Source organism: Pseudomonas sp. PARCl1 (assembly GCF_947311875.1).
Lineage (GTDB): Bacteria > Pseudomonadota > Gammaproteobacteria > Pseudomonadales > Pseudomonadaceae > Aquipseudomonas > Aquipseudomonas juntendi.
Map to the genome: position 1 here is coordinate 19,596 of NZ_CAMZMX010000005.1, position 22,019 is coordinate 41,614.

14 protein-coding genes and 1 pseudogene are annotated in these 22,019 nt (G+C 64.2%); 8 read left to right on the forward strand and 7 right to left on the reverse strand.

What is annotated here, in order from left to right; all coding sequences use genetic code 11:
* Window positions 1-7 precede the first annotated feature (7 nt).
* The 4 genes from tam (at window position 8) to QME24_RS04275 (ending at window position 4,285) form a co-directional block, all read left to right on the forward strand.
* On the forward strand, window positions 8-784 hold the full coding sequence (tam, locus tag QME24_RS04260; protein ID WP_110677259.1) for a trans-aconitate 2-methyltransferase: 777 nt from the start codon (window positions 8-10) through the stop codon (window positions 782-784).
* A 153-nt stretch (window positions 785-937) separates the two neighbouring features.
* Window positions 938-1,648 carry a YebC/PmpR family DNA-binding transcriptional regulator gene (locus QME24_RS04265; RefSeq protein WP_009685578.1) on the forward strand — a complete coding sequence of 237 codons (711 nt, stop codon included), beginning with the start codon at window positions 938-940 and terminating at the stop codon, window positions 1,646-1,648.
* Window positions 1,649-1,763: 115 nt separating this feature from the next.
* Window positions 1,764-2,708, forward strand: coding sequence for a LysR family transcriptional regulator (locus QME24_RS04270; RefSeq protein ID WP_054903811.1), 945 nt, complete (start codon window positions 1,764-1,766; stop codon window positions 2,706-2,708).
* A 164-nt stretch (window positions 2,709-2,872) separates the two neighbouring features.
* Window positions 2,873-4,285, forward strand: coding sequence for a DOPA decarboxylase (locus tag QME24_RS04275; protein WP_182389340.1), 1,413 nt, complete (start codon window positions 2,873-2,875; stop codon window positions 4,283-4,285).
* A gap of 33 nt (window positions 4,286-4,318) precedes the next feature.
* Here QME24_RS04275 and QME24_RS04280 read toward each other — a convergent pair whose 3' ends face one another.
* Window positions 4,319-5,692, reverse strand: coding sequence for an MFS transporter (locus QME24_RS04280; RefSeq protein ID WP_029885538.1), 1,374 nt, complete (start codon window positions 5,690-5,692; stop codon window positions 4,319-4,321).
* A 291-nt stretch (window positions 5,693-5,983) separates the two neighbouring features.
* Between QME24_RS04280 and quiC the strand changes: the two genes are divergently transcribed.
* On the forward strand, window positions 5,984-7,891 hold the full coding sequence (gene quiC / locus QME24_RS04285) for a 3-dehydroshikimate dehydratase QuiC (protein ID WP_192439956.1): 1,908 nt from the start codon (window positions 5,984-5,986) through the stop codon (window positions 7,889-7,891).
* A gap of 25 nt (window positions 7,892-7,916) precedes the next feature.
* On the opposite strand, the pseudogene QME24_RS04290 reads toward quiC, so the two are convergent.
* Together QME24_RS04290 and QME24_RS04295 are read right to left on the reverse strand one after the other, a co-directional pair.
* A pseudogene (locus QME24_RS04290) lies at window positions 7,917-8,030 on the reverse strand (class I SAM-dependent methyltransferase); the annotation flags it as partial.
* A 6-nt stretch (window positions 8,031-8,036) separates the two neighbouring features.
* Window positions 8,037-8,900, reverse strand: a complete 864-nt coding sequence (locus QME24_RS04295; RefSeq protein WP_281690790.1) for a sensor domain-containing diguanylate cyclase — start codon at window positions 8,898-8,900, stop codon at window positions 8,037-8,039.
* 178 nt (window positions 8,901-9,078) lie between these two features.
* Between QME24_RS04295 and QME24_RS04300 the strand changes: the two genes are divergently transcribed.
* Complete coding sequence (locus QME24_RS04300) at window positions 9,079-9,558, forward strand: isochorismatase family protein (protein WP_054903815.1); 480 nt, start codon at window positions 9,079-9,081, stop codon at window positions 9,556-9,558.
* On the opposite strand, the gene QME24_RS04305 is transcribed toward QME24_RS04300, so the two are convergent.
* From QME24_RS04305 to QME24_RS04320, 4 genes are all read right to left on the reverse strand, one after another.
* Window positions 9,555-12,323 carry an amino acid adenylation domain-containing protein gene (locus QME24_RS04305; protein WP_280091296.1) on the reverse strand — a complete coding sequence of 923 codons (2,769 nt, stop codon included), beginning with the start codon at window positions 12,321-12,323 and terminating at the stop codon, window positions 9,555-9,557. The genes QME24_RS04300 and QME24_RS04305 overlap by 4 nt on opposite strands.
* A gap of 99 nt (window positions 12,324-12,422) precedes the next feature.
* Entirely contained in the window at window positions 12,423-13,604 is a 1,182-nt protein-coding gene (locus QME24_RS04310) for a hypothetical protein (protein ID WP_280091295.1), read from the reverse strand.
* Between the two features lie 155 nt (window positions 13,605-13,759).
* Entirely contained in the window at window positions 13,760-15,379 is a 1,620-nt protein-coding gene (locus QME24_RS04315) for an NADP-dependent glyceraldehyde-3-phosphate dehydrogenase (protein ID WP_054903818.1), read from the reverse strand.
* A gap of 144 nt (window positions 15,380-15,523) precedes the next feature.
* A complete protein-coding gene (locus QME24_RS04320) occupies window positions 15,524-19,348 on the reverse strand; it encodes a DUF6543 domain-containing protein (RefSeq protein WP_280091294.1) in 3,825 nt (1,274 codons plus the stop codon).
* A gap of 323 nt (window positions 19,349-19,671) precedes the next feature.
* Here QME24_RS04320 and QME24_RS04325 point away from each other — a divergent pair, with 323 nt between their 5' ends.
* Both QME24_RS04325 and QME24_RS04330 read left to right on the forward strand, forming a co-directional pair.
* Window positions 19,672-20,826, forward strand: a complete 1,155-nt coding sequence (locus tag QME24_RS04325) for a hypothetical protein (protein ID WP_009685564.1) — start codon at window positions 19,672-19,674, stop codon at window positions 20,824-20,826.
* A gap of 71 nt (window positions 20,827-20,897) precedes the next feature.
* Complete coding sequence (locus QME24_RS04330) at window positions 20,898-22,016, forward strand: glycosyltransferase family 61 protein (protein ID WP_054903820.1); 1,119 nt, start codon at window positions 20,898-20,900, stop codon at window positions 22,014-22,016.
* The last annotated feature ends 3 nt before the right edge of the window (window positions 22,017-22,019 follow it).

Below are 22,019 nucleotides of genomic sequence, written 5' to 3' on the forward strand. Positions count from 1 at the left end.
GCTGCACATGGCCTGGTCCGCCACCCAGTATTCGCTGTTCGAAGACGAACGTACCCGCGCCGTGCGCGACCTGCTCGCCGCCGTGCCGTCACGCCCGGTACGCCACGCCACCGACCTGGGTTGCGGCCCTGGCAATTCCACCGAGGTACTGCTGCAACGTTACCCCGATGCCCAGGTAATGGCGCTGGACAGCGACCCGGACATGATTGCCAAGGCCCGGGAACGCAAGCGCTTGTGCATTCCCCGGGTGCGCACGGTGGTTGCCGACATCAGCGGCTGGTCGGCCCCGGAGCCGCAGGACCTGATCCTTGCCAACGCCTCGCTGCAGTGGGTGCCCGAGCATGCCAAGCTGTACCCGCACCTGGTGCGCCAGTTGAGCGAAGGCGCCAGCCTGGCGGTGCAGACCCCGGATAACCTCGATGAGCCGGCCCACCGGCAATTGCGCGAGATTGCCAGCCAGGGCCCGTGGGCCGCGAAGTTCGCCGACCTGCAACTGCCGCCACGGCACGGGGCGGCCTTTTACTACGACCTGCTCAGCCCGCTGTGCGCGCGGGTCGATGTATGGCGCACCACCTATCACCACCCGCTGGTGGGCGGCGCCGAGGCGGTGGTGGAGTGGTTCAAAGGCTCGGCTTTGCGCCCTTACCTGGCCAGGCTCGATGAGCGCGCGCAGGGTGATTTCCTGCAGATGTACCTGCAGGCCATGCAGCGCGACTATCCGCCGGCCACCGATGGCAAGGTGCTGTTGCCGTTCCCGAGGCTGTTCGTGATCGCTACGCGCTAGGGGCAGTTCAGCGCCAGGCGGCTGCCAGGGCGGCAGGCAAGCGGATCGAGGCTGATGAGATTTCTTGTCGAACCCATGCGCGAGGGCGTATAAACTGCACCCACTTTTGGCCGGTCGCTTCCTGAACCGGCCGCTGAAACAAAGAGAGTCGACATGGGCGCACAGTGGAAAGCCAAGCATAGAGAAACAGCTGCCAATGCCAAGGGCAAGATCATGGGCAAGCTGGCCAAGGAAATTCAGATTGCGGCCAAATCTGGCGCCGACCCGGACATGAATCCGCGCCTGCGTCTGGCCATCGTCCAGGCCAAAAAAGCCTCGATGACCCGTGAAACCCTGGAACGCGCCATCAAGAAAGGCGCTGGCCTGGACGGCGAGGCCGTGCAGTACCATGCCGTCAGCTACGAAGGGTTTGCCCCGCACCAGGTGCCGCTGATCGTCGAGTGCCTCACCGATAACGTCAACCGCACCGTTGCGCAGATCCGCGTGCTGTTCCGCAAGGGCCAGCTGGGCGCCAGCGGTTCGGTGACCTGGGACTTCAACCATGTCGGCCTGATCGAAGCCACCCCCGAAGGCGATGCCGACCCGGAAATGGCCGCGATCGAAGCCGGCGCCCAGGACTTCGAAGAAGGTGAAGAAGAGGGCTCGACCCTGTTCATTACCGACACTACCGACCTGGACGCGGTGCAGAAGGCCCTGCCCGAGCATGGCTTCACCGTGACCTCGGCGAAAATCGGCTATACCCCGAAAAACCCGGTGAGCGCGGCCAGCCTGAGCGCCGAAGCGCTGGCTGAGGTTGAAGCGTTCCTCGAAGCGATCGACGAGAACGATGATGTGCAGAATGTTTATGTTGGTCTGACCGACTGATCTGTGCAATTGGGGCCGCTTTGCGGCCCATCGCGTCGCAAGGCCGCTTCTGTAGGCGCGGGCTTGTGTCGCGAAACGAGGGCGAAGCCCTCGCAGCGGTCCGGAGCCGAACCCGATGAACCCCACCTTCGCCTCCCTCAGCCTCGCCCACCTGCGCACCCTCGACCACCTGCTGCAGCTGAAGAACCTCAGCCACGCTGCCGAGCGCCTCGGCGTCAGCCAGCCGGCCCTCAGCCGCCAGCTGGCCCTGCTGCGCGAAGCGTTCGGCGACCCCTTGCTGGTCCGCCAAGGCCGTGGCTACGTGCTCAGCGAACACGCCGAAACCTTGGTCGAGCCCCTGCGACAAGTGCTTGAAGAGCTGCAGGCCCTGCGTCAGCCTGCAGTCTTCGACCCGGCCCGCTGCGAGCGGCGCTTCTGCCTGGCTGCCTCGGACTACGTGGCCGAACACATGCTGCCGTTGCTGGTGGCTGCGCTGGAACAGGAAGCGCCGGGGGTTTCCCTGGAATACCGCACCTGGCAGGCCGGCCAGTACGCCTTGCTGGCCAGCGGCGAGATCGACCTGGCGACCACGCTGTTCGACGAGTCGCCACCCAACCTGCACGGGCGCCTGCTGGGTGAGGACCGCGCGGTGTGCCTGATGCGCCGCGATCATCCGTTGACGGCGCAAGCCACCCTCAGCCAGGCGGACTACCTGGCGCACAAGCACGTGCGGATTTCCGGTGGCGGCGACAAGGACAGCTTCATCGACCGCCACCTGCGCGCCCAGGGCCTGCAGCGGCGGGTCAGCCTGGAGGTGCCGTTCTTCTGCGCCACGGTCAAGGTGGTTGCCGGCAGCCAGGCCGTGGCCACCGTCCCCGAGCACATCGCCCGGCAACTGAGCCGCTTGCATGGCCTGGCCTGGCGGCCGCTGGGCTTTATCGACCATAGCCAGCGCTACTGGGTGGTGTGGCACCAGCGTTTGCAGGCCTCGGCCGAGCACCGCTGGTTACGCAACCGGGTATTCGAGTTGTGGCGCCAGTCGCAGTTCGGCGTGCAGGGTGGGCATGCGCGTTTGCCATAGCAACTATGCGTGACATGGGGGTATTCGTCTGGGCGTAGGCGCCTAGACTGGGGGCATTGTGTTGCCTGTGCTGGACCTGTCCAAGCCAGCGTCCTGTTCTGTGGGCGCTGGCTTGCCTGCGATAGGGCCATAACAGGCTACGGATGACCCAAAGGAGAGCCCGCGTGACCCCCGAACAATTCCGCCAATACGGCCACCAGTTGATCGACCTGATCGCCGACTACCGCCAGACCGTGGGCGAGCGCCCGGTCATGGCCCAGGTCGAACCCGGTTACCTCAAGGCCGCCTTGCCAGGGCAAGCCCCCCAGCAAGGTGAACCCTTCGAGGCCATTCTCGACGACGTGAACGCACTGCTCATGCCTGGCCTGTCCCACTGGCAGCACCCTGACTTCTATGGCTACTTCCCCTCCAATGGCACCTTGTCCTCGGTACTGGGTGACTTCCTCAGTACCGGCCTGGGTGTGCTGGGCCTGTCATGGCAGTCCAGCCCGGCCCTGAGCGAACTGGAAGAAACCACCCTCGACTGGCTGCGCCAGTTGCTGGGTTTGTCCAGCCAATGGAGCGGGGTCATCCAGGACACCGCCTCGACCAGCACCCTGGTGGCGTTGATCAGCGCGCGCGAGCGCGCCACCGGTTACGCTTTGGTGCGGGGTGGCCTGCAGGCCGAAGCCAAGCCATTGATCGTGTATGTCAGTGCCCACGCCCACAGCTCGGTGGACAAGGCCGCGCTGCTGGCCGGCTTCGGGCGTGACAACATTCGCCTGATCCCCACCGACGAACACTACGCGCTGCGCCCGCAGGCCTTGCAGGCAGCCATCGAGCAGGACCTGGCTGCCGGCAACCAGCCCTGTGCCGTCGTGGCCACCACCGGCACCACCACCACCACAGCGCTGGACCCGCTGCGCCCGATCGGCGAAATTGCCCAGGCCCATGGACTGTGGCTGCACGTCGACTCGGCCATGGCCGGTTCGGCGATGATCCTGCCGGAATGCCGCTGGATGTGGGACGGCATCGAGCTGGCAGACTCGGTTGTGGTCAACGCGCACAAGTGGCTGGGCGTGGCGTTCGATTGCTCGATCTATTACGTGCGTGACCCGCAGCACCTGATCCGAGTGATGAGCACCAACCCCAGCTACCTGCAGTCGGCAGTGGATGGCGAGGTGAAGAACCTGCGCGACTGGGGCATCCCGCTGGGGCGCCGGTTCCGTGCGTTGAAACTGTGGTTCATGTTGCGCAGCGAGGGCGTGGAAGCGTTGCAGGCGCGGCTGCGACGCGACCTGGACAATGCCCGCTGGCTGGCAGGGCAGGTCAGCGCTGCGCAAGGTTGGGAGCTGTTGGCGCCCGTGCAGTTGCAGACCTTGTGCATTCGTCATCGGCCGCAGGGGCTGGAGGGCGAGGCGTTGGACACGTACACCCAGGCTTGGGCGCAGCGGCTCAACGCCAGCGGTGATGCCTACGTGACCCCGGCGACGCTGGATGGCCGCTGGATGGTACGGGTGTCGATCGGCGCCTTGCCGACCGAGCGGGGCGATGTGGAGCGGCTGTGGGCGCGCTTGCAGGGCGTGGTTCAGGGCTGAAATGGCTGGGGCCGCTTTGCGGCCCCGCGCCTGTCAGTGGCTTACCGCCTGGACGCTGCCTTTGCGGCTGGCTTCATAGGCTTCCTTTTCCATCGGCTTGGCCTGCGGGTTACCCAGGTCTTCCATCGCCAGGCGATGGGTTTCCGGGGCAATGTAGGCCGCCAGGGCACACACGCAAGTGATGAAGAACGCCAGCCCACCGACCACCAGCGGGATGTTGTCCGAGCCGGGTGGCGCAACCAGGGCGAACAGCGCCGGCAACATGGCAGTCAGCATGGTGCCGATGTTCTGCGCAATGGCCATGGCCGAAACGCGGTAGCGGGTTTGGAACAACTCAGGGTAGAAGCTTGGGAATACCGCGTTGTAACCCTGGTAGACCATGCCCCACATGACGATCGAGGTGATGAATGCCAGTGGCACGTTCTGAATGCTGATCGCATACAGGTAGACGAACGCCAGCAGGCCCGAGCCCAGGCAGCCGGCAATCATGGTCGGGCGGCGGCCGATCTTGTCCGACAGGTTGCCGACGAACGGAATCACCAGTACCGCGACGATGTTGCCGACCACGGGGATCCACAGGTAGACGCTCTTGTCGAAGCCGATGCCATAGGCCGGCTGCACCGCGTAGGCCGCACCGAAGATGGTGGCGACTACCGGAATCACGTTCATCAGGGCCATGAACATCACCAGCACCATGTGCTTCCAGCTGTGGCGGAACGCTTCGCTGATCGGCGACTTGGCCACTTTGTCCTGTTTCTCTTCCTTCACGAATGCCGGGGTTTCATGCACTTCCTTGCGGATGATGAAACCGGCGATCAGCACGATGGCGCTCATCAGGAAGGGAATGCGCCAGCCCCAGTCATTGAAGGCCTCGCTGGGCATGAAGTACGCCAGTGGCAGGAAGACCGCCGCTGCCATGACCTGGCCCGCCTGTACACCCTGCAGGGTAAAGCTGGCGTAGTAGCCCCTTCGGCCGAAGGGCGCGTGCTCCATGATCATCGAACTGGCGCCGGAGATTTCCCCGGCCACGGCGAAGCCCTGGATCAGGCGCAGCACCACCAGCAAGGCCGGTGCCAGGAAGCCGATGTCGTGGTAGGTGGGCAGCAGGCCCACGGCCATGGTCGACAGGCCCATCAGGAACATGCACAGCAGCAACACGTTCTTGCGGCCACGGGTATCACCCCAGTGGCCCAGCACGAAGGCGCCCACCGGGCGGGCCAGGTAACCCACGCCATAGGTGGCCAGCGAAGCGATGATGGCCATTTTCGGGTCGGTGTTGGGGAAGAAGATCTGCGGGAAAATCAGTGCAGCGGCCTGGGCATAGATGAAAAAGTCGTAGTACTCGAGTGCCGAGCCTATCCATCCACTGGCGGTCGCTTTTTTTGCTTGCGAGCTGGAGTGAGCCATCGTTGTCTCCGTTGTTATTGTTGTTTGCGCAGGTTCCGCCAGGGGTGTTTGCCAAGGCAGGAGGGAGCGGTCGGTGTGCCTGCGTCTGTGGATCATGTTGACCACGGGCCAGTTGACTGGCAATTCGCTAAAACGGGTTTTGTGCGATAATCGAACGCAAAACTAACCATTCCGTACAAAGAGATTGAAGCAGCGACTCTACCTGCGAATAATCGATCGTGCCATAAACTCTGACAGGTCTTTCTGCCTGTCTGGCACTGTATACCTTCCAAACAACAAGGAACTCCCGCCATGCAGCGTTCGATCGCTACCGTGTCCTTGAGCGGCACCCTGCCGGAAAAGCTCGAAGCCATCGCCGCCGCCGGTTTCGACGGCGTCGAGATCTTCGAAAATGACTTGCTCTACTATGCCGGCAGCCCCCGCCAGGTGCGGCAGATGTGCGCCGACCTGGGTATTGCCATTACCTTGTTCCAGCCGTTTCGTGATTTCGAAGGCTGCCGCCGCGACCGCCTGCAGAAAAACCTGGACCGCGCCGAGCGCAAGTTCGACCTGATGCAGGAGCTGGGTACTGACCTGGTGCTGGTGTGCAGCAACGTCCAGGCCGATGCCCTGGGCGATGAACAGGTGCTGGTCGACGACCTGCGGCTGCTTGCCGAACATGCTGGCAAGCGTGGCCTGCGTATCGGTTACGAAGCGCTGGCCTGGGGCCGCCACGTCAACACCTACCAGCAGGTCTGGAACCTGGTGCGCCAGGCTGACCACCCGGCCCTCGGGGTGATCCTCGACAGTTTCCATACCTTGTCGCTGAAGGGCGACCCGCGCGCGATCCGCGACATCCCTGGCGACAAGATTTTCTTCGTGCAGATGGCTGACGCACCGATCCTGGCGATGGACGTGCTGGAGTGGAGCCGCCACTTCCGCTGCTTCCCGGGGCAAGGCGAAATGGACATGGCCGGCTTCCTCGCGCCGATCCTGGCCACCGGCTACCGTGGCCCGCTGTCGCTGGAAATCTTCAATGACGGCTTCCGTGCAGCGCCCACCCGGCAGAACGCCGCCGACGGCCTGCGCTCGTTGTTGTACCTGGAAGAGCAAACCCGGCTGCGCCTGGAACAGGAAAATACCCCGATCGAGCCTGGCGTACTGTTCACCCCGCCCGCGGCCAGTCGTTATGACGGCGTCGAGTTCCTGGAATTTGCGGTCGATGAGGCCGTTGGCGCGCGCCTGGGCAGCTGGCTGAAGCGGCTGGGCTTTGCCGAAGCGGGCAAGCACCGCAGCAAGGAAGTGCAGCTGCTGCGCCAAGGCGATATCAACATCGTGCTGAACGCAGAGCCTTACTCCTTTGGCCACAACTTCTTCGAAGCCCATGGCCCGTCATTGTGCGCCACCGCGCTGCGGGTCAAGGACCAGCAGGCTGCGCTCAAGCGTGCCACTGCCTACCGTGGCCAGCCGTTCCGCGGCCTGGTCGGCCCCAACGAGTGCGAGGTGCCAGCGGTACGCGCACCCGATGGCAGCCTGTTGTACCTGGTAGAGCAGGGCACCGCCGGGCATACCCTGTATGACACCGACTTCAGCCTGGACCCGAGCGTGACCGCCACCGGTGGCCTGCGCCGCATCGACCACATGGCCCTGGCGCTGCCAGCCGAGTCGCTGGACAGCTGGGTGTTGTTCTACAAGAGCCTGTTCGATTTCGCCGCCGACGACGAGGTGGTGCTGCCCGACCCGTACGGCCTGGTCAAGAGCCGCGCCCTGCGCAGCCAGTGCGGCACCTTGCGCCTGCCGTTGAACATTTCGGAAAACCGCAACACCGCCATTGCCCATGCGCTGTCCAGCTACCGCGGTTCCGGGGTGCACCATATTGCCTTCGATTGCGACGACATCTTCGGCGAAGTGGCGCGCGCCAAGCTGGCCGGTGTGCCGTTGCTGGAAATTCCGCTGAACTACTATGACGACCTGGCGGCGCGCTTCGATTTCGACGACGAGTTCCTCAGCGAGTTGGCTTACTACAACGTGCTCTATGACCGCGACGCCCAGGGTGGCGAGCTGTTCCATGTGTACACCGAGCCCTTCGAAGAGCGCTTTTTCTTCGAGATCATCCAGCGCAAGGGGGGTTATAGCGGCTACGGTGCGGCTAACGTCGCGGTGCGCCTGGCGGCCATGGCCAAAGCCCGGAGCGGCGCGGTGCGCAAGCCGGTGCTCTGACTACGCGGTGCCCTGGAGCCTGGGCGTCAGTCATCTCGCGGCGGCGCTCGATGGCGCCGCTGCGTACTGCGTCAATCCAGGCCTGGGCATTGTGCTGCCAGCTGTCGAGCAAAGCGTCTTCAGGGGCGCGCCGGTTCATCTGTGTTCAGCCTGCCGCGGTGCGTTGCCGTTTGACCCGGTACATGTGGCCGTCAGCATGGCGCAGCAGCATGTCGGCATCGGTGCCGTCTTCGGGGAAGCGCGCGATGCCAATGCTGCAGGAAGGTGCCTGGAGCCCGGCCAACTCGGCATCCAGCGGTTCGGCCATGACGGCCAGGATATGCTGCACCTGCGCGGCCACGACCTCGGCTGACGGGCAATCGGGCAACAGTACGGTGAACTCGTCACCGCCCATCCGCGCCACCGTCGCGCTGCCCGCTACGCAGCTTTCCAGGCGCCGGGCCAGTGTGCACAGTACCCGGTCGCCCACGCTGTGGCCGTGGTTATCGTTGATCTGCTTGAAATCGTTGATGTCGATAAACAGCAATGCCAATGAGCGGTCATGGCGCCGAGCGCTGGCCAGGGCGGCGTCCAGCCGTTGGTTGAACATGGCCCGGTTGGCCAGCCGGGTCAGCGGGTCGTGATGCGCCAGAAAGCGCAGTTCGGCTTCGGCCTGGTGCTGGGCGGTAATGTCCCGCGCCACGCCGATGCGGGCCTGGGCCTCCTCTGACCAGCAGGCCGCCCAGAGTATATGCACCACGCCACCGTCCCTGCGGATGTAGCGGTTGTGGAAGTCGTAATGCGGTTGGCCATTCATGACCCGCAGGATCGAAGCGCGGGTGGTTGCCAAGTCTTCGGGGTGCATGTGGTCGGTAATCGCGGTACCGACCAGCTCGCATGCCCGGTAGCCCAACAGCGCTTCGCAGGCATCGCTGACAAAGATGATCTGGTTGTCCCGGTCGACCACGAAGACCGTGTCGAGCATCAGGTGGATCAGCCTGGGGTACAACGCGTGCAGGTCTACGGGCATGGTTCACGGCGTCCTCCGCGGGATGCCCGATCATAGCTGAAACAGCGCCGGATGTGACCGGGGGGCAAGCCTTTACAGGGCAGTTTGGCCGTGCCTGAGCGCCAGCCAGGCGTGGGCAGCCACAGCAGCCGTGCAGGCGCGTTATACTGCGCGCTTTTGCCCGTGCCGGAATTCGCCCATGCGCCAGGTGTTGTTAATCGTCGATGTCCAGTCCACCTTCAGCCCGCCCGAGTGGCTGGTCGATGGGCTGCGTCGGTTGTCAGCCAATATTCCTACCGTAGCCTCGGTCGAACTGCACGACGAGCGGGTCACGCCGTTTGCACGCCAGCTCGGCTGGCACCCGGCGGCAGAGGACGAAAGCCTGGTGGAGGCTGACCAGGTGTTCGTCAAGCATGGCTACGGGCAAAGTGCCGAAGCGATCGCCCACATCCGGCAAATGGGCGTGGAGCGCGTGCTGGTGTGTGGCCTGCAGACCGAAACCTGTGTGCTGGCCGCCGGCTTTGCCCTGTTCGATGCCGGGCTGATGCCTACCCTGGTCACCGACATGACGGTCGGCTCCTCGCTGGACCGTTCCGGCAAGCTTGGCATCGAGCTATGGCAGCACCACTTCCGCCAGGTCACCACGTCGGCTGAAGTCCTGGCTGAACTGGCGGGCTAGGTCACGCGTTGCACCCCGTCATCATCCCCGCGCGTTTTTCGGCCAGCGCGCCAGCGGCTGAGCAGCCAGCGCGTGGCGGTATTCCAGGCCACACTCACCGCCACGCCCCCGGCGATGGCCAAGGCAACCTCGAACAGCAGGTTCGGGGCGATACGGTCCGCCACCGACTGGAACTGGAAGTGCGTCAGGTAGATGAACAGGGTGGCCGAAGCAATCACTGCACCCGCACGTGCCAGCCAGGCCGGTACGGGGACTGCGCGCAGCCAGATCAGCGCCAGCATCGCCGGCAAGGCAATATCGACATAGTGGGTGACGGCCTGCCAGCCAATACCGGCCACCGCCATCAGGTCCAGTTCTGCGACCACCAGCACCGCTACCGCGCTGGCCACCGCTTTGCGGGCGGGGGTATCGGCATGGTGCACGGCCATGCCCAGCACCATCACCGCCAGGAAGTGTTGCGGCACCCGGTGCAGCAGGCCACTGGCGTCGAACACCCAGCGGTTGAGCAACACATCCACCGCTACCAGCGTACAGGCAGCCAGGATCAGCCAGCGGAACGGGGCGGCGTTAACGGCCTGGCGTACCCGCTTGCTCGACAGCACCAGGCCAATGATCACGATCATCTGCACCAGCACTTCGATATACCAGTAGTTGAACAGGCCAACCTCGCCGGTCGCAAACCAGTTGGACACCAACAGCAGCGATTGCCAGTGCACCCGGTCGAACACCAGTTGCAGTAGCGCGGTATACAGCACGGTCGGCACCACGATGGCGGCCAGGGACGGCAGCAGTGTGCGTGCATCCCCCCGGGTTTCAATGGCCTTGAGCTGGAAACGCGCCAGGCTGATGCCAGAGACCAGGAACAGTACCGACGTTTCGCCCACGATCGGCCAAGGGGTCATGCCGCTGAGGTGGCCGACCACGATCAGGATGATGGCGAGCATACGCACGAACACAGGCATCTCCATGACCCGCCACCCGCCTTCATGCGGTGCGCTGAGCTCAGCCAGGCGGTTGACCGACAGGCTTTCCCAACGATCTGGCAGGTGGCCGATCAACCGCTCGAGCACCCTCGAGGCCTGTACGAATGAAAGCGAGTCACCGCCCAACTCGACAAAGCTCAAGCGTGGGTCCAGGCGCGGCACCCGCAGTATTCGTGCCCACTCGCTGCACAGCTTCTCGGCCAGCGCTGACGAGGGTTGGCTGGTCGGCGCTTGAACCGGGGCGGGCAGGGCGCGTTTGTCGACCTTGCCGTTCGGGGTGAGCGGTATGGCCTGCACGAAGATGAACAGTGCCGGCACCATGTAGTCCGGCAACTGGCGGGCGACAGCCAGGCGCAGGTCGTCGGCGCTGGCTGGCTGATGCGACACGCAGTAGGCAATCAGGCGGGGCAGTGGGTGGTCATGGTTGGCCAGTACTACGCACTGCCGGACGGCAGGCAGGCGGCTGATGGTGTTTTCTATCTCCGCCAGTTCCACGCGGTGCCCCCGCACTTTCACCTGGCCGTCAGCCCGGCCGAGGAAACAGGCACTGCCATCGGCCAGGTAAGTGCCCAGGTCGCCAGTGCGGTAGCAGCGGTCGCTGGCCAGCCCGGTGAACGGGTTGGTGATGAACCTGGCTTCGGTCAGCGCCGGGTCGCCCCAATAACCAAGGGACAGGTAGGGACTGCGGATCAGGATTTCGCCGGTTTCACCTTCGCCCACCAGTTGCCCGGCCGCGTTCACGACCAGCAGTTGCGCATCGGCGATGCCTTTGCCCAAGGGCACCCGGGCCTGTTCCGCGGTCGGGTCGAGCGTGTGGTACGCCATGGCTTGCGGGGTTTCGGTGGTGCCATAGAAATTCACGTTGACGGCATTCGGCGCCACGGCACGCATCTGCTGGTACAGCGCCGGGCTGAGTGCATCGCCGCCCCAGAACAGGTAGCGCAGTTGCCTGAACAGATGGCCCTGCAGCTGCGCGCCGGTCTCGATAAGCTTGCCCAGCGGTGGGGTGAGGTGAATGACGCTGACACGATGCAACCCAATCCAGCTGGCCAGCTGTGCAGGGTCGGTAAGGCTGGCCTGGGCCGGGCAGGCAATGCTGGCGCCCAGCGACAGTGGCGTGAACACATCGCGGTAAACCGGGTCGTGGCCGAGGCCGGACAGTAACGAGAACGTGTCGGCCTGGGTCAGCCCGTGCTGGTGCACATGCCAGTCGATGAAGTGCACCAGCGGCGCGTGATGGGTAACGATCGCCTTGGGCTCGCCGGTGCTGCCCGAGGTGAAGGTGATGTAGGCCGGTTGCCCTGCGCTGACCGCGGGCAGTTGCGCCGTTGGCCGGTCAAACGCATGCAGTGCCTCGACCGGGTCCTGAGGCACAGTTACCACACAGGCGTCTGCGGCTTCGACGTGTGCCTGGCCACAGCGCAGGACTACCCGAGGTGCCAAGCTGCTGGCGAGCTGCTGCAGGCGGGCGGGAGGGTAGGCCGCATCGGCCACGCTGAACGCCCGCCCGGCGCGCAGGCAGCCAAGCATGGCGTAGACCAGCGCCGCGCCCCGCTCGGCAACAATCAGCACACGATCGTCACTATTGACGGTTATTTCCAGCAAATACGCAGCGATACCTTGGCTGATCTGCGCCAGCTGGGCGTACGTGCAAAGCCTGTGCGCGGTGATGATTGCAGGGGCTTCGGGGCAACGCTCAGCCTGTTGCAGGAAGGCTTGGTGAATAGGCTGCTCGGCGCGGTACTGCAGGCACAGCGTCGGGTTCGGGCGCAGGTCCGGCATGATGGGTTGGGGCTCCGCATGAACGTTTTGCCTGGCTGGTAGCACAACGCTAGTGCAGGCTGGCCCATGGCGCCAATGGGTGCGAACAACAGGCGATGTTCAGCGTTCGCGCATGAAGAACCCGGCAACGAACTTGCGGAAGGTTTCCGGGCTCTTGAAATCGGCGTAGCGCTTGAAGTTCTCCGCGTCCGGCTCGGGGCCCAGCGGTTGCTCCAGGAGCGATATCGACAAAACCCGGTCCTGATCCGAGGTCATCACCAACTCGTCTGCCAGCGCGCCGCCGATCACCGGCCGACGCATCTGCACTTTCACACCCTTGCTGGCCATCCAGTCGACCAGCGACACCAACGCCTTGAGCGGCTCGCGCTCCTCGTCGCGGTACACGGGGAACAGGTGGGCGCGGGACAGCACGGGTACGCTGGCCACATGGATCAGCTCGTAGTAATGGCTGCCGGCACTGGTCGGCGAGTACAGCATCAGTGCCAGCAGCGGTCCGCTGGTGCGGCTGCCGCCCCAGTACAAGTGATGCCCCTGGAAATCGAACCCGTCTTCGTTGCGGTTGTTGAACAGCTTGCGCCCCTTGATCTGATCGACGCAGTCAAGCAACAGGCCGTGCCGGCGGTGGTTGCCGAACACCTTGGCTTCGCGCAACCGCGCCTTGAGCATCATCATGTGCTTCATGTCCAGGCGGGTTTCCAGGTAGTTGCTGGCCGGCACCCGCTCCAGCAGCGGGTAGCGGCTTGCCACGCTGCGCAGTTCGGCAAACTGCCCGGTCAGGTCCTTCTTCAGGTGCGTGGCATACAGGTTCAGGCCACTGGTCTCAATCCAGGTCAGCAACAGCGCCAGCAGGCGCTGCTGTGCGCGTCGCTCGCTGCCTTCGCCACCGTCGCCAGCGCCGCCGGCACGGAAATCACCAATCAGCCGCAGGGGCGTGTCGGGTGGCAGCCAGGCGGCGGGTGGCGCGGGGTCGTTTTCGCGCTCGGCGGCTTCGCGCTCGTCTTTGCTGAAGGGGCAACCGGCCGTATGCTCGGCGGTCCCCGGGTTGTTCTTCAGGAACAACGTGCCGGTGTTGCCATTGAGCGTGACATTGAGCACCGGCAAGGCGTCGTTACGGCAATCGCAGGCCAGCCACTGGTTGGCATTGCGCACCTTCATCAGCAGCTGGTTGGCCTGCAGCAGGCGCGGGCCAACCAGGGTGCCGGTGGCAAAGCCGACCAGCAGCTCTTCTTCGGCAGGGGTCAGGCTGCGCACCTGGGTGGCGGTTTTGTCGATGATTCGCATGAAGCAGCTCCAAGCTACGAGCCTCAAGCTTCAAGCAAAGCGCTGCCGCTTTCAACTGGCCGCTCGGTTACCGCCGAGTCGATGCTCCTGGGCAATGGGCACCGGTGCGGTGCCCTGTTGCCGGGAATCGGTCATGCAGGCGCAAAAGCGAGCGGTCAGAAGATGTAGTCCGTGGTCAGGAAACTGGACTGGCGATTGCGAATGATGTCGCTGATCAGTTCCTTGTTGGCGTCCTGGAAGCGTGTGGCGACCAAGGTACGGATCGAGAATACCCGCAAGGCATCATCCACCGACAACGTGCCTTCGGCGCTGTTCTTGCGGCCGTTGAACGGGTAGGTGTCAGGGCCACGCTGGCATTGCGCGTTGATGTTGATGCGCCCGACCTGGTTGGCGAATATATCGACCAGGCTGCCGATGGTCTGCGGGTCGTTGCCGAACAGGCTCAGTTGCTGGCCGTAGTCTGAGTCCAGCACATAGTCGATCACCGTTTGCAGGTCGCGGTAGGGCACCACCGGTACCAGCGGGCCGAACTGTTCTTCGTGGTACACCCGCATGCTGGGGTTGACCGGGTACAACAGTGCCGGGAAGAAGAACGAGCCGCGGCTGTGGCCGCCGCCTTCGTTGAGTACCTGGGCGCCCTTGGCCCTGGCATCGGCGACCAGGCCATCGAGGTAGTCGACCTTGCCGGGTTCGGGCAGGGGTGTCAGGGCCACCCCAGGTTCCCACGGCATGCCGGGCTTGAGCGCGGCCAGCTTGCGCTGGAACTTGTCGAGGAACGCCTCGACCACGTCCTCGTGCACAAACAGGATCTTCAGGGCCGTGCAGCGCTGGCCGTTGAAGGACAGCGCACCGGTCACCGCTTCTTCGACCGCGTTGTCGAGGTCGACCTGCGGCAGCACGATGCCCGGGTTCTTGGCATCCAGGCCCAGGGCCGCGCGCAGGCGGTGCGGGCGTGGGTGCAGTTTTTTCAGGTCGCTGGCAGCCTTGTGCGTGCCGATGAAGGCGAACACGTCGACCTTGCCACTGGCCATCAGTGCGCTGACCGTTTCGCGGCCGCGCCCGTAGATGACGTTGATCACCCCAGGCGGGAAGCTGTCGCGGAACGCCTCGAGCAGCGGGCGGATCAGCAGCACGCCGAACTTGGCCGGTTTGAACACCACGGTGTTACCCATGATCAGCGCCGGGATCAGCGTGGTGAAGGTTTCGTTCAGCGGGTAGTTGTAGGGGCCCATGCACAGCGCCACGCCAAGCGGGGCCCGGCGGATCTGGCCCAGCGTGCCTTGTTCCAGTTCGAAGCGGCTGGAGCGGCGGTCGAGGTCTTTGAGGGCGTTGATGGTATCGACGATGTAGTCGCAGGTACGGTCGAATTCCTTTTCCGAGTCCTTGAGGTTCTTGCCGATCTCCCACATCAGCAACTTGACCACCGCCTGGCGCTGTTCGCGCATACGGGCGAGGAAGGTCTCCACGTGCTGGATACGCTCGGCCACCCGCATGTTCGGCCAGGCGCCACGGCCCTTGTCGTAGGCCTGCACGGCGGCATCGAGGGCGGTGAGGGCGGTATCGGCATCGAGCAAGGGTGCGCTGCCCAGTATGACCTGCTGTTCCTCGTCACCCTGCTTGAGCCACACGGGGCTGCGCACCGTGGCCAGCGGGCCTTCCCAGCGTCGCAGTTGCCCGTTGACCAGGTATTCGCGTTGTTCCAGTGGGCCCCCCAGGCGCCAGGTTTCCGGGATGCTATCAGCGGTGGGGAAGAGTGAATCGAGCAGACGGTCCATGGTTACTGCACCTCACGTTACAGGGCGGATTTCAAGCCAGGTGAATCGCTTCAGCACTGAGCATGCACCGGCGCCGGGAAAAACACCAGTGTGGTACACCCGTGAGCGCAGCGCCTGGTGTTTCGACCAGGCGCTGCGGATTGCTCAGAGCGCCAGGGTGAACAGTGCCTGGGCCGGGCGCATCAGGCCTTGCTGGCGCAGCGCCGGATCGGCGTCGAGCACGGCCAGCCGTCGCCAGAACTCCACGCGTGCATGCTGCGGTTGAGACTGGAATGGCTCCATGTCCAGCAATGCCCTGAGGTCACGGCGGTACGGCAGCGGCAGGCGCTGCCACAGCGCCGCTTCGTCGGGGCCTGTTTCGTCGAAGAAATCCAGGTAGTCGCTTTCGCTGACCAGCAGGTCGACCTGGTGCGCGGCGTTGTAGGCATCGATCTGAGCCCGCACGGGCGCGCCCAGCCACTCGCTTTCAAGGCGCAAGGCATCGGCGACAGGCCGGGTGACCGCGAAGTTTGCAGGCAGGTGCTGGAACTGGTTGGAAGCCAGGTCCAGCACGAACGGTTCGCTGATCTGGTCCAGGCCTTGCGGCAGCTCGACGAGGCTGCAACCGGACAGGAACAAGGTTTTCAGTTGCGCAAGATTGCGCAGGTCCGGTGCGCTGATCAGCGGGTTGTCCGACAGGTCCAGTTGCACCAGCCGCGTGTAGCGGTCCAGTGTTCGCTGGGCGCTGGCATCCCAGGTAATGCGGTTGCTGTCCAGGTCCAGCCAGTGCAATTGCCACGGCTGGGGCAGGCGCGGTACACGGTCTAAGCGGCAGTCCGACAGCATCAGGCGCCTGAGGTTGGGGAAGCGCTGCGCAAGCGATGCCGGCAGGTGGCTCAACTCACTGTTCTGGCTGAGCGAAAGATGCTCGATATGAGCGAAATCATCCGGCAGCGCCAGGCTTGCCAGGTCCTCGTCGTTCAGCCCCAGGCCGGAAAGCTCAAGGCTGTACATGCGCCCCGTGGCGGCAAAAGGCAGGGTTGAAAGGCGCCGCCAGGCGTTGACCAATGGGCGTACCGCGGGCTGGCGCTGCGCTGCGCGCGCAGGGTCTGCCTGCACCCAGCGTTGCAGGTCGCCGCGCAGGTCTTGCAGGCGCTGGTGCAGATCGCGCAGGCGTTGGGTGGTCGAGCTCAGGTCGTCGGCCAATGGCTCGTCCTCGTCATGGCCCAGCCAGGCCTGGATTTCGGCATCGCTGGCATTGGGGTAGATCCGCCGATAAGCGCCTTCTACGGAACCGGTTTGCCGGGGCTCAGGCGCAAGCGGCGCCAGCGGGCGACCGCCGCGCAAGCCACCCGTTGGCCTGGGCTGCACGGCCCGCGGCCCCCACAGGCGCTGTGGCAGGGTCTGTCGGTGTTCGGCAACCCAGCCTAGCAGGTGCTCGCGTAAGGCATTGCCGTCGGTAGCCGTACCCAGAGATTGCCGGGCATGCGCTGGCAGCGCCTGCGCCACCGCACGGCAAAGGTCCCGATCCCGTTTTGCCGGGGCAGGCCGCTGACCCAGGTCAGCTTCGTAGCCTTCGGCCGACTTGATGACCCGGCTTTGCCTGCCGGCGTGTTCACTGCCAACCCGCGCCAGCAGCGGCCCTTGAGGGCTGGCTGCGCGCAGTTGCAGGCTCAGGTCGCGGGGCCAGCCTGGCAGAGCGTCGAGTGCACTGAACAACAACCGTTCGCTGTCGTCGTTGGCAAACGCCGGTTGCACCACACCCTCGAGGGCACGCACCAGTGGCAATTCACTGTCCAGCTGTTGCAGCTGCATGCCAAACCACGCAGGGAGCTTGCCATGCGCTTGCCAGGCAGCGGTGTCGGCGGCGTTCAAGCGCATCAGCATGCGCCGGGCCAGGGTGGACGTTAGCCGTGGGTAGGTGTCGAGAAACTGCTGCACCGCCGGCGCTACCGCGCCATTACCCTCGTAAAGATGCTGGAAAAGCCCAGGCGGTGCGCTGTCGCCAAGGGCCTGCACCGCGGCTTGCGCATTCAGGCGTTGCAGGGTGTCGAGCAGCAGCGGGGGCGGTGGCAGCCCTTCGACATGCACCTGGCGCAGCTGCTCGCTGTCGATGCCGCAGATGCGGCCGGCGTGTTCGACCTGCTCTGGGGTAAAGGCGGCGTAGGCCTCGCCCAGGCGGCGTACGCTTGTCTCCAGCGCCCAATCACCGGGTTGCTCGTGTTCGCCGCGCCAGGCGCCTTGGGTGTTGTGCTCCAGTGGCGGCTGCCAGGCTTCGGCTGCTTGCGGATGAACGATGCGCCATTGTTGCCGGGCGTCATCGAAGCGTTGTTCGTAGAGGTGGCGGTCCATCCGGATGAACAGGCGCCCCTCATGCAGGTACTGGCCCTGGGCATTGGCATGCACGTCGGCCGGCAGTTGCACGTCACTGCGGTAAGGTGCCAGGTCCTGGTTCCACAGCCGGTAGCGCCCATCATTGCTGCGCACCTCCTGCAAGCTGTCCATCAAGGGGCTGTCGAACAGTTTAGGCAGCGCCTGGCCCGCCGCCACGAAGCCACCGAGCAGGGCCAGGTTCAGGCCAATCGCTTCGAGGTGTCGCAGGGCCAGCTGGCGGTCGCCTGCTTGCCAGTCCTCATAGCCTTCCACCGCTTCACCCAGCAGCTGGCAGGCGGTCACCGCCAGCATCAAGGTGCCGACACCGGGCACGAAGAATGCGGCGGCATTGAGCGCGTCCCAGCCCAGGTTTTCCCACGCTTCGAGCCGCCTGGCCCTGGCGCTGGCGTCCGCTGCTGCGGTGGGCACGGCCAGCAGGCTGGCCTCATGCTTGAGGCGCAGCAGATACTGGTCATGGCAGTAGCCGAACGGTTCGCTCGTGATCGCCTGGCGGGTCAGGCGCAGGTCAGCCTGCGCTGCGCGTGGCCATGGGCGGTCGAAGGTGGTGTTGCCGGCCGCATCCAGGTTCTGCTGCAGCATGTCGAAGAAGTGCGCCTGTTCATCCTGCCGGATGTAGGCGGCGAATGCCTGGCGTTCAGCGGGTTCCACCAGCAGGGTTGCCAGTGTGGCGTGCACCGCCGCCAGGTCACTGCACGGGTGCAGGGCCGGTTCGTGGCCCGGCATATGCAACACCAGCCCGTGCGCGCCGGCATCGATCAGCATGACCTCGTGCAGGGTGATGCCGAACAGCGCCAGCTGCCAACATTGCACGGGGTGCCCTTGCAGCAGCCGCTGGATTTCGTCCCGTGAGGCCCCGTCCAGCAGGTGCCGCAGGTAGGCCAGGTCGGCGGCCAGGCGCAAGCGTGCTTGCTGCGCGCGCACAGCCAGTGCCCGGGTTTCGGGCCGGGCCAGCTGCTGCTCCAGGTGGGTCTGGTAGGTGCCGCCCAGGTCCAGCTCCCGGCACAGCGCCGCGAATGCCTGGGGTGCCAGCGGCAGGCGCTTCACCAGGTAGCGCTCGGAGCGCAGGGTGAAGTGTGCTGGGGGCGCTTGCATGCCAATCGGTACCGTGCCGGGTACTTCAACTGCAACCACCTGTATATCACTACCCAGGGCAATGGCACTTTCGGGTGTGAAGGTTTCATCATCGGCGAAGTTCTGCAGGGCAGCCTGCAGCAGGCTATCGCGACGATGGCTGTAAAGATGACGCAGCCCCAGCCAATGCCAATCATGCTCGACCCGCAGTAGTTGGGTGTGGAGCAAGGGCGTGTCCAGCCCATGTTCTGCCAGGCGGCCTTTTAGCAGTGGCTCGGCAAACTCACTGATCTGCTTGAGCCCTTTAAGCGCCTTCGCCAACGCCGCTTGCGCATGCAGCAACTGGTTGTGGCTGGCGATAACCGCCTCGCGCAGGTCGGGTGCGGCATTGTCGAACCAGTCCTGCAACTGCCACGGGGCATGTTGACTGGCCTGTAAAGCGCCCCATTGCCCGGGGTTGGCACGGCGTGCCCAATGCGGCAGTTGTGCCGCGAGCAGGGCGTGGTGTGGATTGTTGCCTATCATGATGATGCACCTCTTTATGCAAAGAAGGCATCAAACGCCAGTTATCGATAGCGAAGTGGTAACCGGTTATCGTGATGTCGGCACGCTTATAGCAATCTGTTGCAACTAAACGCAGTGGCGGCAGGAAATTTGACGCCAGAATAATTCAGACAAATACCAGCCAAGTGCCACTTGCCAAAGTGATTTCGCCCACCTTAAATTGTTACTGAATGTGAAGTTAATGTGCGGCCTAACCTTTGAATATCAATGCGTTAGCTGTTTTTCCGCTGTTTATCTGTCTTGTTCCGATACACCCTGGCACTTCAAAGGACGTGGAAGAAGAAATGAAAGCGACCTTGACCGCAGCGGCGCGAAAATTCATATCGCCCTCCACCCGTTACGAAATCAGACAGTTGGGCAGCCAAGTGCGTGAGGTAATGGCGCGCGCCTGTTTGTGGCGCTGGGAAGTTGCCAGGTTTCGGCTGCAACAGGAAAGCCCTTACGAGATCCTTTACATCGGCCGCAAGCACCAACGGGAAATGGCCAAGCTGCTGATTGGCGGCAAGGGCCAGGGCAGTGCGGCGATCGTGGAAAGCGCCAGTGCTAGCGCACCTGCCGACCATGTGGTGCTGATCAGCGAAATGCCCACCACTGGCGCGCTGTCGGTGCCGCACTATCTGAGCGCCGTGGTGCCACTGGGGCGCCCCCTGGAAGACATCACCGCGCGCTACGACAGTGAACTGCGGCGCAGCATTCGCAAGAACCGCCCGCTTTACCAGATGCGTCAGGCACTTGCCGATGACGAAATTGCCATGGCCGACCGTGAGCTGTTGCGGCCGTACGCGACTGCCAGGCAGGGCATTCATGCGGCGCAGTTTCCCACCGACGAAGTGTTCCGCATTGCCCAGAGTGTCGGGCGGCTCGACCTGATTACCTGCGGCGATGAGGTTATCGGCTGCCACCTCGGCTGCGAGGTGGTGCGTGATGGCAAGCGTTACTGGAGCACCTTGCGCTTCGGCTATTGCGAAGCGGTGTTTTCAGACGCCAGGAAGTTGCGCGAAGTGAACTCGATCACCACCTTCATGGCCCTGGAATGGGCGCTGGAACACGGCTTCGATTATTACGACATCGGCCTGTGCCTGGCGCGCCCGGACGACGGCTTGCTGAAGTGGAAGCGGCGGCGTGGGGGCGACATCGATTCGTTGGGCAACCATGCTTACCTGTTCGTGCGGCTGCCAAAGACCGGTACGGCGAAGTTTCTGTGGGACACGCCCATGTTTGCAATGGAAGGCGACAAACTGACCCTGCACCTGGGCCTGCCAGCAGGCCCCAGTGATGACGAAGTTGCCAGCCGCTACCATGAGATGGTGTTCGGCGGCCTGCACAAGATCTACCTCTACGGCGACAACGCCACTGGCGAAACCTTCGTGCAAGCCCTGCGCAACCGCTACGCCAACCAGCAGTCACCCCCCATCATGCAGCGCGTCATGTGCAGTTGAAGGGGCGCACGGATGCGTTGAGTCATCCTATTGCGCCATGCGCTGAACCTCGCCATCAAGGGGGACGCTTCATGACAAGCGACATCTCGCAGTTCAATGCTTCGTCGGCCGCTGCGCCACGCAGCTGGACCCTGGCTGCCTACCGTTACATCGCCCGCAAACGGCTGGGTAGAACCCCGCCAATCGACGTCAAGAGCCTTGCCAGCAAAAGTTGGGACATCGCCCCGGGCGAGACCACGGTGTCGCCACCGGCCATTTACCTGCCGGGGCAGTTGGAGCGGGTCACCGGATGGGAAGGCAAGCGGTTCTACCCCTACGTGCACCCGGCGCGCACCATGGAGGGTGGCATCAGTGCGTCGCAAGGGCCCACCCGTGGCTACCTGATCAAGGATGTCTGGCTGGTCGACGGGGCGTTGTACAAGGGGAAGGCCAGCCACTGGTTGTCGCAGAAGCCGAACACTTTCCCGCGCATTGTGGTGGACCATGAAATCGACCGCGCTGCCATCTACTGCACGCAGAATGGCAACTCGTGGTTCGGCACCTGGCTGATGGAGGATTGCCCCACGTATGCGCTGGCCTGCAACGAGGGCGTGCCGGTGACTACGGCACCGTCGGCCAGGTACCCCTTGTTCACCCAGGCGCCGGCCTACGAAGACTGGTTGGACATGCAGCCGCTGCGCCTGCGCAGTGCGTTTTTCCGGGAGCTGGTGCTGTTCGACGATCAGAGCAACAACCGCAGCCGGCATGCCCGCTACCGTGCCATGGGTGACAAGCTGTTGGCGCATGTCGCCCATGCGCCGCACCCGGGTGTGTTCCTGCTGCGCGGCGGTGATGGTGACCTGCGCCTGCTGCGCAACGAGCTGGCGCTTGCCGAGCACCTGCGAGTTACTCGGGGTTTTCGCATCGTCAACCCGCTCAAGTCGGATGTGCCGAGCATCATCGCCGCCTGCGCCGGGGCCAAGGTGGTGATTGGCGTGGAGGGCAGCCAACTGGTGCATGGCGTGAATGTGCTGCAGCCCGGCGGCTGCCTGCTGACGCTGCAGCCGCCGAACCGCTTCGTCAGCTACTACAAGTACCTGACCGACCGTGATCAGCAGCACTTCGGCTTCGTGGTCGGTCTGCCGGAGGGCGACGGGTTCAGGGTCGATATCGGTGAAGTGGAACGCACTCTGGACCTGTTCCCGCAATAACTG

Excerpts from the sequence above, each read along its gene's own strand:
- QME24_RS04325 (WP_009685564.1), top strand. The coding sequence starts at position 19,672 with ATGAAAGCGACCTTGACCGCAGCGGCGCGAAAATTCATATCGCCCTCC.
- quiC (WP_192439956.1), top strand. The coding sequence starts at position 5,984 with ATGCAGCGTTCGATCGCTACCGTGTCCTTGAGCGGCACCCTGCCGGAA.
- QME24_RS04330 (WP_054903820.1), top strand. The coding sequence starts at position 20,898 with ATGACAAGCGACATCTCGCAGTTCAATGCTTCGTCGGCCGCTGCGCCA.
- QME24_RS04280 (WP_029885538.1), bottom strand. The coding sequence starts at position 5,692 with ATGGCTCACTCCAGCTCGCAAGCAAAAAAAGCGACCGCCAGTGGATGG.
- QME24_RS04270 (WP_054903811.1), top strand. The coding sequence starts at position 1,764 with ATGAACCCCACCTTCGCCTCCCTCAGCCTCGCCCACCTGCGCACCCTC.
- QME24_RS04295 (WP_281690790.1), bottom strand. The coding sequence starts at position 8,900 with ATGCCCGTAGACCTGCACGCGTTGTACCCCAGGCTGATCCACCTGATG.
- QME24_RS04320 (WP_280091294.1), bottom strand. The coding sequence starts at position 19,348 with ATGATAGGCAACAATCCACACCACGCCCTGCTCGCGGCACAACTGCCG.
- tam (WP_110677259.1), top strand. The coding sequence starts at position 8 with ATGGCCTGGTCCGCCACCCAGTATTCGCTGTTCGAAGACGAACGTACC.
- QME24_RS04315 (WP_054903818.1), bottom strand. The coding sequence starts at position 15,379 with ATGGACCGTCTGCTCGATTCACTCTTCCCCACCGCTGATAGCATCCCG.
- QME24_RS04300 (WP_054903815.1), top strand. The coding sequence starts at position 9,079 with ATGCGCCAGGTGTTGTTAATCGTCGATGTCCAGTCCACCTTCAGCCCG.
- QME24_RS04265 (WP_009685578.1), top strand. The coding sequence starts at position 938 with ATGGGCGCACAGTGGAAAGCCAAGCATAGAGAAACAGCTGCCAATGCC.
- QME24_RS04305 (WP_280091296.1), bottom strand. The coding sequence starts at position 12,323 with ATGCCGGACCTGCGCCCGAACCCGACGCTGTGCCTGCAGTACCGCGCC.
- QME24_RS04310 (WP_280091295.1), bottom strand. The coding sequence starts at position 13,604 with ATGCGAATCATCGACAAAACCGCCACCCAGGTGCGCAGCCTGACCCCT.